This window comes from Streptomyces ardesiacus (genome assembly GCF_003112575.1).
Classification (GTDB): Bacteria; Actinomycetota; Actinomycetes; order Streptomycetales; family Streptomycetaceae; genus Streptomyces; species Streptomyces ardesiacus.
In genome coordinates, this window is the sequence record NZ_BEWC01000001.1 from 159,709 (window position 1) to 173,920 (window position 14,212).

Genomic DNA, 14,212 nt, shown 5'->3' on the forward strand with positions numbered 1-14,212 from the left:
CCTCACCCTGAGGCATCCTGGGGCGCTCGCCCGCCCGGGACGGGCCCACCGACGCGGAAGGACGTGCCGAGGGCATGAGGCTGCACGGGAATCAAGTGGTGCTGCGTGCGGTGACCGGGAGCGACATCGGGACCCTCGACAGGATCGTGCGGGAACCGGAGGTCGCGGCGTGGTGGTCGCCCCCCGAGGACTACGGGGGCATGCTGGCCGTCGTCTTCGAGGGTGAGGTCGTCGGCGCGGTCCAGTTCCACGAGGAGACCGATCCCGAGTTCCGCCACGCCGGCATCGACATCTTCCTGACGGCACGGCAGCACGGGAAGGGACTCGGCACCGACACGGTGCGCACGCTGGCCCGTTGGCTGGTGGAGGAACGCGGCCACCACCGGCTGACCATCGACCCCGCCGCGGCCAACACCGCGGCGATCCGCTGCTACGCCGGGGTCGGCTTCAAACCCGTGGGGATCATGCGGGCCTACGCCCGCGACCACCGCACGGGCACCTGGCAGGACGGTCTGCTGATGGACCTGCTCGCGGCCGAGCTGACCTGACCCGAGCGACACGGCCCGGGCCGCTCCGCGACCGGCGCCCGCTCGGGCCGGGACGCTCACGGCGTCCCGGCCCGCCGGGTTCCCCGGTCCCGGTCAGGAGGACGCCAGCTCGCTCCGGACGGTGCGGGCGGCGGCGACCAGGTTCTCCAGACAGGCGCGGGTCTCGGGCCAGGCACGGGTCTTCAGCCCGCAGTCGGGGTTGACCCACAGCCGTTCGGCAGGGATGGCGCGCAGACCGGTGCGCAGCAGGTCCGCGGTCTCCTCGACGCCCGGCACGCGCGGGGAGTGGATGTCGTACACGCCGGGTCCGGCCTCGCGCGGGTAGCCGTGGGCGGCGAGTTCGCGGGCCGCCTGCATGTGGGAGCGGGCGGCCTCCAGGCTGATGACGTCGGCGTCGAGGTCGTCGATGGCCTGGACGACGTCGCCGAACTCGGCGTAGCACATGTGGGTGTGGATCTGCGTGTCCGGCCGCACCCCGCTCGTGCTGAGCCGGAACGCCTCGGTGGCCCACGCCAGATAGGCGTCCCGGTCGGCCGCCCGCAGCGGCAGGGTCTCGCGCAGCGCGGGCTCGTCGACCTGGATGACCGGGGTACCGGCGGCCTCCAGGTCCTCGACCTCCTCGCGCAGGGCGAGGGCGACCTGGCGGGCGGTGTCGGCGAGGGGCTGGTCGTCGCGGACGAAGGACCAGGCGAGCATGGTGACCGGCCCGGTGAGCATGCCCTTGACCGGCCGCCCGGTGAGCGACTGGGCGTACGTCGTCCAGCGCACCGTCATCGGCCGGGGGCGGGAGACGTCCCCGGCCAGGATCGGCGGGCGGACGTAGCGGGTGCCGTAGGACTGGACCCAGCCGTGCCGGGTGGCGAGGTAGCCGGTGAGCTGCTCGGCGAAGTACTGGACCATGTCGTTGCGTTCGGGTTCGCCGTGCACGAGGACGTCCAGGCCGGTCTTCTCCTGGAAGGAGACGACCTCCTGGATCTCCGCCTCGATGCGCTCTTCGTAGCCGGCGGTGCCGATGCGGCCGGCGCGCAGGTCGGCGCGGGCGGCACGGAGTTCGCCGGTCTGCGGGAAGGAGCCGATGGTCGTGGTCGGCAGCAGCGGCAGCCGGAGGCGGGCGCGCTGGGCGGCGGCCCGTTCGGCGTACGGCCGGCAGCGGCGGGTGTCGGCGTCCGTCACGGCCCCGGCGCGGGCCCGCACCACCGGGTCACGGGTGATCGGCGAGCCGGCCCGGGAGGCGAGTCCGGCGCGGTTGGCGGCGAGTTCACCGGCGATGGTGCTCGTGCCCCGGGCCAGGCCCTTGGCCAGCGTCACGATCTCGGCGGTCTTCTGCCGGGCGAAGGCGAGCCAGCGCAGGATCTGCGGGTCGATGTCCCGTTCGGCGGTTGCGTCGAGCGGCACGTGCAGCAGGGAGCAGGAGGCGGCGACGTCGACCCGGTCGGCGAGTCCGAGGAGCGTGCCGAGGGTGGACAGCGACTTCTGCAAGTCGTTGATCCAGATGTTGCGGCCGTTGACGACACCGGCGACCAGCCGTTTCCCGGGCAGCCCGCCGACGGCGGCCAGCGCGTCGAGGTTGGCGGCGGCGGCCTCGGTGAAGTCCACGGCGAGACCTTCGACGGGGGCCTGCGCCAGGACCGGCAGAGCGTCGCCGAGCCGGTCGAAGTAGGAGGCCAGGAGCAGCTTGGGCCGGTCGGTGCGGCCGCCCAGGTCGCGGTAGGCGCGCTCGGCGGCGTGCAGCTCCGCCCGGCTGCGGTCCTGCACCAGCGCGGGTTCGTCGAGCTGCACCCACTCGGCACCGGCCGCGCGCAGGTCGGCGAGCACCTCGGCGTACACGGGCAGCAGCCGGTCCAGCAGGGTCAGCGGTTCGAAGCCGGCCGGTACGCCGGGGGCCGGCTTGGCGAGCAGGAGGTAGGTGATGGGGCCGACCAGCACGGGCCGGGCGGAGTGGCCCTCGGCGAGGGCTTCCCTCAGTTCGGCGACCTGCTTGGTGGAGTCCGCGGTGAAGACGGTGTCCGGGCCGAGTTCCGGGACGAGGTAGTGGTAGTTGGTGTCGAACCACTTCGTCATCTCCAGCGGAGCCACGTCCTCGGTGCCGCGCGCCATGGCGAAGTAGCCGTCGGTCGCGTCGGCGTCGACGGCGGCGCGGTGCCGCTCGGGGATCGCGCCGACCATGACGGTGGCGTCGAGGACGTGGTCGTAGTACGAGAAGTCGCCGGTGGGCACCTCGTGGACACCGGCGTCGGCGAGCCGGCGCCAGGTGCCGCGGCGCAGCTCGGACGCGGTCCTGCGCAGGGCGTCGGCGCCGACGCGGCCCTTCCAGTACCCCTCGACGGCCTTCTTGAGCTGCCGGTCGGGTCCCTGGCGGGGGTAGCCGTACACGGTGGCCCGTGCTGCCGCGGCTGCGGACTTCGCTGTCACGGAGATCTCCTTCGCGAGATGAATCCCTGAGATCCCGGAGACGGGACGAGAGCGCGAAGGGTCCGACGAACCGGACGGCAACGGTTCCACGCCGTACGAGCACGGCCGTTCCGTCCGGTGTGTACGCCGACCCGCCCTCGAGGTCACCGGGATGTCCACGCGCGGAACGCTCCGCACGCGGGCAGTCGGCAGGTCTTCGGACTCGCGAGCACGTCCTCCGGACCGGAGGACACCTACTGGCCGTCGCTTCCCGGGCCCTGACGTCGGGCCCAGTGCGTATGACGGCGGTCGTTCCCACTCACCGCTGCGGGGCAGTCCCGGATTCCCACCGGGTTCCCTCTTGCGACACCCCGCCTGGCGGACGGGGCGAACCGGCTGCGTGGTCAGCCTACGGGGTGGGCCGGGGGAGGAACAGCAGGACATTCACCGCGGTGCGCCGGTTCAGGCCACCGTGCCGGCGATCCCGGTGCGGCCGTCCGGCACGCCGGCGATCGTCACGACGGCCTCCTCGCGGATCTCCTCGCCGAGGACGCCGGCCATCGCGTCGGTGACGGCGGCGACCGGGCGGGCCGGGGCGTCCGGGACCTCGGGCAGGTGAAGGGCGGCCTCGCGCATGCCGCGAGTGACGAGCGGGGCGCGTCGGTCTCGGCGCGGACGCCGCCGACGCCCCGGCGGTGCGACGGGACGCCGGCCAGGTCCACCCCGGCCGGCCCGACTCCTCGCCGTAGAGGGCGCCGACCGCGTCGGGCAAACGGGAAGGGGTGTGCCGTGTCAACACCCGGAGGGCACGGTGCCGACGAGGGCGACGGGAAAGGAGTGGACGACGCGGTCAGGGGCCTGTTGGTGCTCATGCCCCGGATGGCGGGCCGGGCCGGGAGCGGGCCGTGGGCGGCCGGAAGTCGCCGGGCGTGGGAGGACGAAGCCGTCATCGGCCCGCGTATCGGGTCCGCTTCTGGGAAGATCTCCCCCAAGTCGGGTGACCAGGGGGGCCCATGGAAGAGTTGCGAGCAGGGGATCCGGACCGCATAGGCGCCTACCGCCTCGTGGGCCGACTCGGCGCCGGCGGCATGGGGCAGGTGTTCCTCGGACGGTCGGCGGGCGGAAGACCCGTCGCCGTCAAGGTGGTGCGCCCCGAGTACGGGGCCGACGCCGGGTTCCGGCGGAGCTTCGCGCGGGAGGTCGAGGCGGCGCGGAGGGTCGGCGGGTTCTTCACCGCGCAGGTCGTCGACGCCGACCCGGACGCGGAACGCCCCTGGCTGGTCAGTGCCTTCGTCCCCGGGCCCTCGCTGCACACGGTGGTGGGCGCCCACGGCGGGCTGCCGACCAGGGCGCTGCGGGTCCTGGCCGCCGGGCTGGCGGAGGGGCTCGACGCCATTCACCGGTGCGGCCTCGTGCACCGCGACCTGAAGCCGGGCAACGTCGTCCTGGCGGCCGACGGACCCCGCGTCATCGACTTCGGCATCGCGCGGGCGCTGGAGGCCACGTCGCACACGGTCAGCGGCGTCGTCCCGGGCACCCCGGCCTACATGTCGCCGGAACAGGCGCGCGGGGACCGCGAGGTCGGTCCCGCCAGCGACGTGTTCGCCCTCGGTTCGGTGCTGACGTTCGCCGCCACCGGCCGCGGCCCGTTCGGGGACGGGCACCCCGCGGCGATGATGTACCGCATCGTGCAGGAGGAACCGGACCTCACCCCGGTCGACCACGAACTGCGCGGCCTGGTCGCCGCGTGTCTCGCCAAGGACCCCGACGCCCGTCCCACCCCGGGCGACCTCCTCGGCTCCCTCTCGCACGCCGACGCCGCCGACGCCTGGCTGCCGCCCGCGATCACCCGCATGATCAACGAGTTCGGAGCCGCACACGGCGTCGGAACCACGTCCGCGCACGACGGCGTCACCACCCTCGCCGACGACGACGCCGACGCCCCCGACGCCCCCGACGACGAGACGGCGGTCCACGGGCCGCGGGACGGCGACACGAGGATGGACGACACCGCGCCCGGCGCGCCGCCCTCCTCCCCTCCCCGGCGCCGCGGTCTGGCACGGTTCCTCCCCACCCGCCGCAAGGACGGCGCCGGAACGCCGGAGGACGCCGGTCCGGCCCCCTTCGGCGAACGCTCCGTCGCGCAGGGCTGGAACGGCCTGCCCTGGGGAGCGCGCGTCGCCGACTTCCGGGCGAGGTTCCCGGACGCGGCGCAGCAGAACGGCGAGTGGTGGGTCACGGGGCGGGGCCCCGAGACGTTCTGCGGAATCACGATGGACACGCAGTACGCCTTCAACAACCGCGGCGAGATGAGCCTGGTCGTCTTCTATCCGGAGCCCCGGGACCGGGAACGCCTGCCGGTGTCGGTCCTGGAGACGCTGGGCGCTCCGGACGGCACGTCGACCCGGTGGACCAGGGGCAAGGTCGTCGTGGACGTGAAGGTGGCGGGCGTCGTGGCGACCCTGACGCACACCGGGTTCGCCGACCGCTGAGGTCCGGCCCCGGCCGCCCCCATGAGTTCGGCTCGGCTCCGAACACGCCCCGGCCGCCGAAGGTGTCGCTGCCCGGCGCGAGGTGCACACCGGCCGTCCTCGGGCTCGGACGCGTACGGACGGACCGCGCCCCGCCGACGCCGGGAGCCGGACCGTTCGCCACCGTTCACCCGGCCGGCTCGTGGACCGGGCCGCCGCGCGTCGCCCCCGAGGGCTTCGGTCGCGCCCGTAGTCCGTCCACCGCGGTGTCGATCGCCGCCAGGGCCGCGGCCCGGTCGAGCCCCGCCCTCGATACGAGCGAGAGCCCCTGGACCAGGTAGAGCAGCATGTGGGCCTGGGCTTCGGGGCGGGCTTCGTCCGTGACCTCACCGGCGGCCTGGGCGCGGCGCAGCGCGTCGGTGACGATGTCGGTGAACCGGTGGTAGGAGCGGGTGACGACCTCCGTGGCTTCGCCGTCCTGGGGGACGAGTTCGGCGGTCGTGTTGCCGACGAGGCAGCCCTGCGGCACGCCCATGTCGGAGATCAGCTCGTCCAGCCGCGCGGGATGGGTCAGGATCTCGCGCAGGGCGGGCAGCAGCGGGCTGGTGTCCAGCGTGGCGGTCAGGTGCCGCTCGTAGACCTCCCAGTAAAGCCTGACGGCTTCGAGGTAGAAGCGGCGCTTGTCGCCGAAGGTCCCGTAGAGACTGCCGCGTTCGACGGCCAGCGCGTCGACCAGGTCCTGGATCGACGTCGCCCCGTACCCGCGGGACCAGAACAGTGTGAGTGCGCGCTCCAGCGTCTGTTCCCTGTCGAACTCGCGGGGGCGTCCGGTTCGTGCCACGTGTCGATCCTACGACTTCTTGACTTGCCGTTCAAGAAGTCGTAGCTTCCGGTCGCGATTACTTTTTGAACGGACGCACAGAAGTCGGTCGCACTGGCCGGCGTGAAAGGCACGACCATGGAATTCGCAGGCAAGACGGCCCTCGTCACGGGCTCCGGGGCGATCGGCGGACTCGGGCACGCGACAGCGAAGGTGCTGGCCGCGGGCGGCGCCGACCTGATCCTGACCGGCACCGATCCCCAGCGCGGCGCGCAGGTCGTGGCGGACCTCGGCGCGACCGCCGGTTCGGTGCGTTTCGTCGCCGCCGACCTGTCCGACGCGGCGGGCGCGCACGGGCTGGCCGAGGAGGCCGGAGCGGTCGACATCCTGGTCAACAACGCGAGCCTCATGATGTTCTCCCCGACCACCGGACAGGACCTCGTGAGCTACGAGACCGCCTTCGCGGTCAATGTGCGGGCCCCGTTCCTGCTCACCGCGCTGCTGGCGGAGAAGATGGCCGCGGGCGGCGGGGGCAGCGTCGTCAACGTCAGCTCCACCGCGGCGGGCCTCGGCATGCCGGGCATGGCCGTCTACGGCGCCACGAAGGCGGCGCTCGAATCGCTGACCCGCACCTGGGCGGCGGAGTTCGCCGCGTCGGGCGTGCGGGTCAACGCCGTCGTCCCGGGGCCCATGCGCACCTCGAAGGTGGTCGCGGCCATGGGGCCGGACATGGGCGGCATGGGCCTGACCACCGCACTCCAGCGGACCTCCGACCCGGCCGAGGTGGCCCAGGTGGTCGCCTTTCTCGCCGGCGACCGGGCCAGCTACATGACCGGTGCGATCGTGGCCGCCGACGGCGGCCGCACCGCGATCTGAGAAGGGAGAGGACCATGCACCGACTTGAGGGAAAGCACGCCCTGATCACCGGGGGGACGAGCGGCATCGGCCTGGAAACGGCCCGCGAGTTCCTCGCCGAGGGGGCCACGGTCGCCATCACCGGCCGCTCCCGGGAAAGGCTGGACGCCGCGGCCCGGCAGCTGGACGGTCCGCTGCTGACCATCGTCAGCGACGCCGGCGACGTACCCGGCCAGGCGGCGCTCGCGGCCCGGCTCCGGGAGGAGTGGCCGAAGCTCGACGTCCTGATGAGCAACGCCGCCGACGTCACCCACCTCCCCATCGAGGCGTGGACCGAGGAGGCGTTCGACAGGCTCGTCGCGACCAATCTCAAGGCGCCGTTCTTCCTGATCAGAGACCTGTTGCCACTCTTCGCGCAACCGTCCTCGGTCATTCTCGTCGGCTCGGTCTCCGCGTACATCGGGCACGAGAACGCGACGGTCTACGGCGCGGCCAAGGCGGGCCTGCTCTCGTACACGCGCGGGCTGACCCATGAGCTCAAGGACCGGGGCGTCCGCGTCAACGGGCTGAGCCCGGGCCCGACGGTCACCAACGCGTTCGCGTCCCTCGGCCCCGAGCGCCGGGCCGCCCTCTACGAGGAACTCCGGCAGACGGTGCCCCTCCACCGCTTGGGAACCGCCACCGAACTGGCGAAGGCGGCCGTCTATCTCGCCTCGGACGAATCCGCCTACACCGCGGGGACCGTCCTGAGGGTCGACGGGGGCATCGGCCAACTCGCCTACTGAGCACGGCGACCGCGGCCCGGTGTCGCAGCCCTCTTTCTTGAGCGACCGATCCAGATAAGGTACGGTGACGTCATGGCAAGGACCCGGGAATTCGACACCGAGGCGGCGGTGAGCCGCGCCATGGACCTGTTCTGGACGCGTGGTTACGAGGCGACCTCGGTGCGGGACCTCACGCAGCACCTCGGGATCGGACAGGGGTCGCTGTACGCGGCGTTCGGCGACAAGGACGGCCTCTACCGGGCCGCGCTGGAGCACTACCGCACCACCCTCGCGGCGGACGCCCTGCGCAGTCTGGAGGAGGGGGCGGGTGCCCGCGCGGCGATCCGCGCGCTGCTGACGGAGCGGATCCGCATCGCCGTCGGGAGCGGCGGCAAGGGCTGTCTGGCCGTCAACGCCGTCTGCGAGCGAGTGCCTCAGGACGCGGCGACCCGGCGCACCGTGCGCGAGATGCAGGAGGCGAGCCGGGAGGCGCTGGCCGAGGTGCTGCGGGCGGCGGCGGAGTGGGGCGAGATCGCGGCGCGCCACGACCCGCACACGGCCGCCGCGTTTCTGATCACCTTCCTCAACGGGCTGCTGGTCACCTCGAAGATCACGCCGGACGCCCGCAGCCTGGAACCGCTCGTCGAGGTCGCGCTGACCGCCCTCGACTGAGACGCCCGCGTCCTGCGGGTGTTCTCGCGTCCCGAACCCACGTCTCGAACTCATGCCCCGAAAATGGAACGGTCGATACAGATAACGGGATCTCCCCGGCCGTGCCGACAGCGCCTCCGCCGTCGGCGCCGACCGCCCGGGCCGCCTGCAGGCCCGACCGACCCACCGCACGCACCCACGACAGGAAGCACCACGTCATGATGGACGACCACACCTCAACGCCCCTGCGCACCGGACGTGCCGCCGTCAACGGCACGAGCCTGCACTACCGGACGGCGGGGACCGGCCCCGCCGTGGTGCTGCTGCACGGCGTGCCCAAGACCGGCTACCACTGGCGCCACCTGGTCCCGAAGCTGACGCCCCACCACACCGTCGTCGTGCCCGACCTGCGCGGTCTCGGCGACTCGGCCCGCCCCGCGAGCGGCTACGACTCCGCGACGATGAGCGATGACGTCGCCGAGCTGATGGCCCGCCTCGGCCACGAGACCTACGCCGTCGTCGGCGAGGACTGGGGCGCCGTGATCGGCTACCAGCTCGCCGCCCGCCACCGCGAACACGCCACCGCCCTCGTCTTCGCCGAGGCGCTGTTCCCCGGCTTCGGCTTCGAGGAGCACACCGCCCTCACCCCGGAGAACGTCTCCGGCGGCATGCACCTGTGGCACCTGGGCTTCTACTTCCAGCCCGACGTCCCCGAGATGCTGATCGCCGGGCACGAACGCGAACTGATCACCTACATGATCAAGAACGAGCGCAGTCATCCCGACACCGCCACCCCCGACGCGATCGAGGAGTACGTGCGCTGCTATTCCCTGCCCGGCGGCATCCGCGCGATGCTCGCCGTCTACCGGGCGATGCTCACCGACGCCGAACAGAACCGGCGGGCCGCCCGGGAGAAGCTGGACATCCCGGTCCTGGCACTCGGCGGCTCCGCCTTCCTCGGGGAACGCAACGAGGACCAGGCGCGGCTCGTGGCCCACGACGTCACCGGACACGTCTTCGACGCCGGCCACGACCTCGCGGAGGAAGTCCCCGACGAGATGGCCGCCGTGGTCCTGCCGTTCCTGGCGGCCCACCGGTAACCGGCGTCCGTCCGCCGCGGCAGAGGGCCCGCACACGCCCTCTGCCGCTCGACGGCGCCTCCCTCGTCGGTCCTGCGGAGAAGAACGTGATCTTCACTCGTGCGGGCTAATCGACGATCATGCCCCGGTTCTGGCCGCGCGTGGTGCCTAGCTTTGTGGTGCCCGCGAGTGGTCAGCAGCAGGAGCGTGCCACGGTCCTCGGGCGCGGGGGTGTGGTGAAGGTTCGGGATGTGCGTCACGCGTACGGTCGTCGTGAGGTCCTGCGGGGCCTCGACCTCGATCTGCGGCCCGGTGTGCTGGCCGGGATCGTGGGGGAGAACGGTGCGGGCAAGTCGACGTTGCTGAAGATCCTGTCGGGTGAACTGCGCCCACAGCGTGGCACCGTCCGTCACGGCGGCCGTTTCGGCTACTGCCCGCAGGACGTGGTGGTCAACGACGCCCTGACCGTGCGCCAGCACCTGGAGTTCTTCCGCGTCGCGCGAGGGCTGCCGGACCTGCGGCACACCGCGGAGGTCATGGAGGCACTGCGGTTGACGGAGTACGCCGACGAGCGGACCGGTGCGCTCAGCGGCGGGACCCGCCAGAAGCTGAACCTGACCCTGGCGCTGATGCACGACCCGCAGGTGCTGCTGCTGGACGAGCCCTACCAGGGTTTCGACTGGGACACCTACCAGCGCTTCTGGGACTTGGCCGCACGGCTGCGTGACGCGGGCCGCTCCGTCCTCGTCGTCTCGCACCTGGCCTATGACGCCGAGCGCCTGGACGAGTTGTGGCGGCTTCGAGGCGGCGTCCTGCACCCCGCAACGGCGGTGCCGGCGTGAGGCGGCACGTGCGTCTGTACCTCACGGCGGCCCGCTTCGACCTGGTCGAGCACGCCCGCAACAGGCTCGCCATGGTCCTGGTCGCCCTGTTCATCCCGGCCTGGACGAGCCTGGCCCACGCCGTCATTCCCAGCAGGACCGTGACGTTCCGGCTCCGCGCGACCGGCCGCCTCCTGGCACCGGCCGGCAACCAGATCACGCAGATCACCGGTGCCATCAACGCCGTCACCCTGATCACCGGGTTCATGATGTTCGCCGTCACGTTCAGCGGCGGACGCTTCGACCGCCGGCTGGCCATGTCCGGCTACCCCCGCATCCACCTCGTCCTGGCCAAGAGCACCTCCCTCGCCCTGGCCTCCGGCATCATCGCCGCCTATGCCACCGCGGTGATCTGTACCGCCTGGAGCCCGCGCCAGCCCGTGCAGCTCGCCGCCGCCCTCTTCTGCGGGGCGATGACCTACGGGGCCCTCGGTGTCGTCTTCGGCTCCCTGCTGCGCCGGGAGGTGGAGGGCATGTTCGCGCTGGTCATGACCAGCCTCGTCGATGTCGGACTGCAGAGCCCCCTGGCCAGCGGCGGCACCGAGAGCGCGGCCGTGCACCTCCTGCCCACCTACGGCACGATGCAGGCCGCCACCGCGGCGGGCTTCACCGGCCACCCCCTGCCCGGCGATCTGGCCGCCCAGGCCCTGTGGTTCGCCGGCGCCGCACTCCTGGGCCTGCTCGCCTTCCACCGCCGTACCAAGGACGCCCTGACCGCACGGCGGCCCTTCCGCCTGCCCTGGCCACCCGGACACCGGCCACCAGCGCCCCCGGCGGCCCGGGCCCCGTCGGCGCCCCGCTGAGCAACGCCCCGGTGCGACGGCTCACACGGGTCCCCCAGGGGTGCGTCGCACCCGCGTCACAGAGCGAAGCCCCGGCCCCGGAAAGGGAGCCGGTTGAGCAGAGAGGGTTCACCGATGCTGGTACGGCGATGGCTGGACGCGGCGGACATCACCGATCCCGTCCTTCGGCACTGCTACACGACGTGCGTACGGGAGTTGGCCACCGCCGACGGAGGGACCGCTCGCTGGCACGGCCTGCGCAGCGCCCGCGCAGAGGCTCGGCCGCACGCCGCGGCACTGCTCGCGCACGGGTGCCGTGCCGACCGCTGCGTGGACACCGGCCCGGTCGGCGACCGTCGGCGCCGCTTCGCCGCGTTCGCCGACGACACCTGGGCGGCGTTCGCCGCCGGAGGCTCCCACGATCCGGTCCTGCACGCCACGGTCCACACCTACCGGACGTTCGGCCTTCCGCTGTCGGTGGTCGAGGACATGTTCACGGCGATGCGGCGGGACCTCGACTTCCGCGACTTCGCCACCTTCGAGGAACTGCGCCGGTGGTGCGTACGGATGACCGGCGGCCCGATGGCCATGGTCTACCGGGTGACGGGCGCCGTGGCCGATCCCGCACAGGAACTGCCGGTACGCGAGCTCTCCGTCTTCGCACAGTTGACGGATGCGCTGCGCGACCTGTCGGAGGACCTCGACGACGGACGCCTCTACCTGCCGCTGGAGGACCTCGACCGGTTCGACGTGCGCGCCGAGGACATCAAGGCCAAGCGCTGGACCCCGGGCATGGCCGACCTCATCGCGTTCGAGACCGAGCGCGTCACCGAACGGCTGCACGCGGCTGCGGAAGTGGACCTGGGTCCCCTGAGCGGCCTCTGGCACGCCCACCGGGAACACATGGCCGTGATCATCGACGCGGTGCTGGCCGCGGGCCAGGACGTCCTCCACCGACCGGTGCAGCCCCCTCTGGGCACCCTGCTCCACGTGTGGCGCCCTCTCATGCGCACCGTGATCCCCTGCTGACCTGTGAAAGGACGAGTCATGTCCGTTGCCGCGACCCCCGCCGACGACACCTGCATTCCGCTCCTGGAGGCCGAACTGCTGCGCCGGGTGGGCAGCGGCGACAGCCTGCTGGAACTGGCCTGCCTGGACGCGCTGTTCCCGTCGGGCAAGCTCCTGCGTCCCGTCCTGTGCGTGGAGTCGGCCAAGGCCGTCGGCGGCACCGCCGACCAGGTGCTCGCCTTCGCGGCCGGCATCGAGTGCCTGCACGTCGCCAGCCTTGTCCACGACGACATCATCGACCAGGACCCGGTACGCCGCGGACGGGCCTCCACCGCCGAGCAGTACGGCCTCGCCGAAGCCCTGGTGGCGGGCGACGGGCTGTCGATGGCCGGCATCGCGGCCCTGCTCGGCGACGGCCCCGCCGAACGTGTGCTGCACGCGGCACGGGTCACCGTCGAGGCCCTGCGGCACATGTGCCAGGGCTTCATGCGGGAAACCGAGATCCGCGGCGACCTGACCTGCGGCGTGCCGACCGTCCTGGACGTCATGCAGGCCAAGACCGCCGCGCTGACCGGCGCCGCCTGCCAGGCCGGCGCCATCCTGGCCGGAGCAGCCCCCCGGCAGCACCAGGCCCTGCGCCGGTACGGAGAACGGCTCGGCATGGCCTTCCAGATCCGTGACGATCTGCTCCCCTACACCACGGACGACCGGGTCACCGGCAAAACAGCCACCAGCGACGTCGCCAACCTCCAACCCACCCTGCCCGTCCTGCTCGCCTACGAGGCCGCGGACGAAACCGACCGCAACCGCCTGGCCGCCGTGTTCCGCGGCGGCACCGACCCCGTCACCGCGCACCGGGACGTCCTCACCGTGCTGACCCGCACGGGCGCTCTCACCAAGGCGGCCCGGATGGCGTCCTCCTGCGCCGGACAAGCACACACCGAACTCGCCGGCCTGCCGGACTCCACCCGGCTCGCCGAACTGGCCACATCGGCGGCCGACCGACAGCACTGAGCCGGACCACCGCGAGGAGCTGGGTGGTCACGGGCTTCCGGGTTCGACGATCTGGTGCCGAACGGTGGGCAGGGCGGCCTCCGGGTTGGGAGTATGGCTGAGCAGATGCTCGGCACGAGCTGACGCGCTCCGCGTCGCGGTCCGGACCACCTGCGACGCGGGTGGTCGCAAAGGGGGAGAAGTGGAGATTGAATCGCTGATCGCGGTGCTCGGCAGCCTTACTGCCGTCTCCGCCATGGCACGGACGATCGCACTCTGGGCCAGATCGCGGCACCCGAAACGAGTAAGGGTCCAAGACGGAGAGGACGAGGTGAGCTTCGATCTCTCCAACAGGAGCGAGGCGCTGAGGTTCTTGGAGAAGGTCGTCGACCCGGACCGTAAGGTGCGGTGATCCTGTGGCAGCCGCAGTGCAGGTACAGCCGCGAAGAGTATTCAACTACGACCAGCTCAGTGCGGCCGTCGGAGGCGCGGGAGCCGGCATCAGCACGGCCGCGATCGGCAACCACTTGGACCCGCAGAGCTTCTGGCGCGACGCCTTTCTGTACGCGGCCCCGGTGCTCGCCATCGTGGTCAGTGTCTTGGTCAACTGGGGATGCGCCGCCGCCGAACGGCGCGAGATAGCCCAGGGCATCAAGAGGGCCATGGCGACGGTGCAAGAGGAAATTGAAGACCCGACGACGACTCTCGCGCGGAAGGAAGAACTGAGATCGATGCTTCGGGCCCTTCGTGACGAGAAGATCGCCCATCGCATCTAGCGTGCTCTCTCACCCCGGAGCATGCGATTCCCACCCGGTCGCGCTCTCCCTCGAAGGCGCGCGGCCGTCGGGCGCGCTCCCTCGTCCGAGTGGTCCCCGGCCTGCGGGAGCACAAGGACCGCCCTCGTGGGCAGGAGCGGGGTGGCGGGGTCGACCGGGCTCCTCGCCGGCCGGGGGTGATGATGAGCGGGAA

The 14,212-nt window shown here is 72.2% G+C and carries 15 protein-coding genes and 1 riboswitch; of the genes, 12 read left to right on the forward strand and 3 right to left on the reverse strand.

Going from position 1 to position 14,212, the window contains the following annotated elements; genetic code table 11:
- The first annotated feature begins 74 nt into the window (after positions 1–74).
- Positions 75–548, forward strand: coding sequence for an aminoglycoside 6'-N-acetyltransferase (gene aac(6') / locus Sdi02f_RS00650; protein WP_030403494.1), 474 nt, complete (start codon positions 75–77; stop codon positions 546–548).
- 93 nt (positions 549–641) lie between these two features.
- Here aac(6') and metE read toward each other — a convergent pair whose 3' ends face one another.
- Entirely contained in the window at positions 642–2,960 is a 2,319-nt protein-coding gene (metE, locus tag Sdi02f_RS00655) for a 5-methyltetrahydropteroyltriglutamate--homocysteine S-methyltransferase (protein WP_030403495.1), read from the reverse strand.
- Positions 2,961–3,130: 170 nt separating this feature from the next.
- A riboswitch (cobalamin riboswitch) is annotated at positions 3,131–3,351 on the reverse strand.
- Positions 3,352–3,401: 50 nt separating this feature from the next.
- Complete coding sequence (locus Sdi02f_RS35535) at positions 3,402–3,575, reverse strand: hypothetical protein (RefSeq protein WP_158716740.1); 174 nt, start codon at positions 3,573–3,575, stop codon at positions 3,402–3,404.
- Positions 3,576–3,952: 377 nt separating this feature from the next.
- Between Sdi02f_RS35535 and Sdi02f_RS36060 the strand changes: the two genes are divergently transcribed.
- Positions 3,953–5,431 carry a serine/threonine-protein kinase gene (locus Sdi02f_RS36060; protein ID WP_078886533.1) on the forward strand — a complete coding sequence of 493 codons (1,479 nt, stop codon included), beginning with the start codon at positions 3,953–3,955 and terminating at the stop codon, positions 5,429–5,431.
- A 166-nt stretch (positions 5,432–5,597) separates the two neighbouring features.
- Here the strand turns inward: Sdi02f_RS36060 and Sdi02f_RS00665 are convergent, their stop codons facing one another.
- Positions 5,598–6,251 (reverse strand): TetR/AcrR family transcriptional regulator, encoded by a 654-nt coding sequence (locus tag Sdi02f_RS00665; RefSeq protein WP_051909040.1) that lies wholly within the window; start codon positions 6,249–6,251, stop codon positions 5,598–5,600.
- A gap of 117 nt (positions 6,252–6,368) precedes the next feature.
- On the opposite strand from Sdi02f_RS00665, the gene Sdi02f_RS00670 reads away from it, so the two are divergent.
- From Sdi02f_RS00670 to Sdi02f_RS00715, 10 genes are all read left to right on the forward strand, one after another.
- Positions 6,369–7,106, forward strand: coding sequence for an SDR family NAD(P)-dependent oxidoreductase (locus tag Sdi02f_RS00670; RefSeq protein WP_108932491.1), 738 nt, complete (start codon positions 6,369–6,371; stop codon positions 7,104–7,106).
- A gap of 14 nt (positions 7,107–7,120) precedes the next feature.
- Positions 7,121–7,870 (forward strand): SDR family oxidoreductase, encoded by a 750-nt coding sequence (locus Sdi02f_RS00675; RefSeq protein WP_031084434.1) that lies wholly within the window; start codon positions 7,121–7,123, stop codon positions 7,868–7,870.
- A 72-nt stretch (positions 7,871–7,942) separates the two neighbouring features.
- Positions 7,943–8,521 carry a TetR/AcrR family transcriptional regulator gene (locus Sdi02f_RS00680; protein WP_108932492.1) on the forward strand — a complete coding sequence of 193 codons (579 nt, stop codon included), beginning with the start codon at positions 7,943–7,945 and terminating at the stop codon, positions 8,519–8,521.
- A 197-nt stretch (positions 8,522–8,718) separates the two neighbouring features.
- A complete protein-coding gene (locus Sdi02f_RS00685) occupies positions 8,719–9,600 on the forward strand; it encodes an alpha/beta fold hydrolase (RefSeq protein ID WP_167458098.1) in 882 nt (293 codons plus the stop codon).
- Positions 9,601–9,815: 215 nt separating this feature from the next.
- A complete protein-coding gene (locus Sdi02f_RS00690) occupies positions 9,816–10,421 on the forward strand; it encodes an ABC transporter ATP-binding protein (RefSeq protein WP_031084440.1) in 606 nt (201 codons plus the stop codon).
- Positions 10,418–11,263: an ABC transporter permease gene (locus tag Sdi02f_RS00695; protein WP_108932493.1), complete on the forward strand. Its 846-nt coding sequence runs from the start codon at positions 10,418–10,420 to the stop codon at positions 11,261–11,263. Before Sdi02f_RS00690 ends, Sdi02f_RS00695 begins: the two co-directional genes overlap by 4 nt.
- 114 nt (positions 11,264–11,377) lie before the next feature.
- Entirely contained in the window at positions 11,378–12,271 is an 894-nt protein-coding gene (locus Sdi02f_RS00700) for a phytoene/squalene synthase family protein (protein ID WP_108932494.1), read from the forward strand.
- Positions 12,272–12,289: 18 nt separating this feature from the next.
- Positions 12,290–13,264 carry a polyprenyl synthetase family protein gene (locus Sdi02f_RS00705; RefSeq protein ID WP_108932495.1) on the forward strand — a complete coding sequence of 325 codons (975 nt, stop codon included), beginning with the start codon at positions 12,290–12,292 and terminating at the stop codon, positions 13,262–13,264.
- A 64-nt stretch (positions 13,265–13,328) separates the two neighbouring features.
- Complete coding sequence (locus tag Sdi02f_RS36180; protein ID WP_234319929.1) at positions 13,329–13,655, forward strand: effector-associated constant component EACC1; 327 nt, start codon at positions 13,329–13,331, stop codon at positions 13,653–13,655.
- 4 nt (positions 13,656–13,659) lie between these two features.
- On the forward strand, positions 13,660–14,019 hold the full coding sequence (locus tag Sdi02f_RS00715) for a hypothetical protein (protein WP_158716741.1): 360 nt from the start codon (positions 13,660–13,662) through the stop codon (positions 14,017–14,019).
- The last annotated feature ends 193 nt before the right edge of the window (positions 14,020–14,212 follow it).

What these genes read in the sequence shown, in the direction of transcription:
- Sdi02f_RS00670 (WP_108932491.1), top strand. Translation starts at nt 6,369, where the DNA reads ATGGAATTCGCAGGCAAGACGGCCCTCGTCACGGGCTCCGGGGCGATC.
- Sdi02f_RS35535 (WP_158716740.1), bottom strand. Translation starts at nt 3,575, where the DNA reads ATGCGCGAGGCCGCCCTTCACCTGCCCGAGGTCCCGGACGCCCCGGCC.
- Sdi02f_RS00675 (WP_031084434.1), top strand. Translation starts at nt 7,121, where the DNA reads ATGCACCGACTTGAGGGAAAGCACGCCCTGATCACCGGGGGGACGAGC.
- Sdi02f_RS00705 (WP_108932495.1), top strand. Translation starts at nt 12,290, where the DNA reads ATGTCCGTTGCCGCGACCCCCGCCGACGACACCTGCATTCCGCTCCTG.
- Sdi02f_RS00685 (WP_167458098.1), top strand. Translation starts at nt 8,719, where the DNA reads ATGATGGACGACCACACCTCAACGCCCCTGCGCACCGGACGTGCCGCC.
- Sdi02f_RS00700 (WP_108932494.1), top strand. Translation starts at nt 11,378, where the DNA reads ATGCTGGTACGGCGATGGCTGGACGCGGCGGACATCACCGATCCCGTC.
- Sdi02f_RS36060 (WP_078886533.1), top strand. Translation starts at nt 3,953, where the DNA reads ATGGAAGAGTTGCGAGCAGGGGATCCGGACCGCATAGGCGCCTACCGC.
- Sdi02f_RS00680 (WP_108932492.1), top strand. Translation starts at nt 7,943, where the DNA reads ATGGCAAGGACCCGGGAATTCGACACCGAGGCGGCGGTGAGCCGCGCC.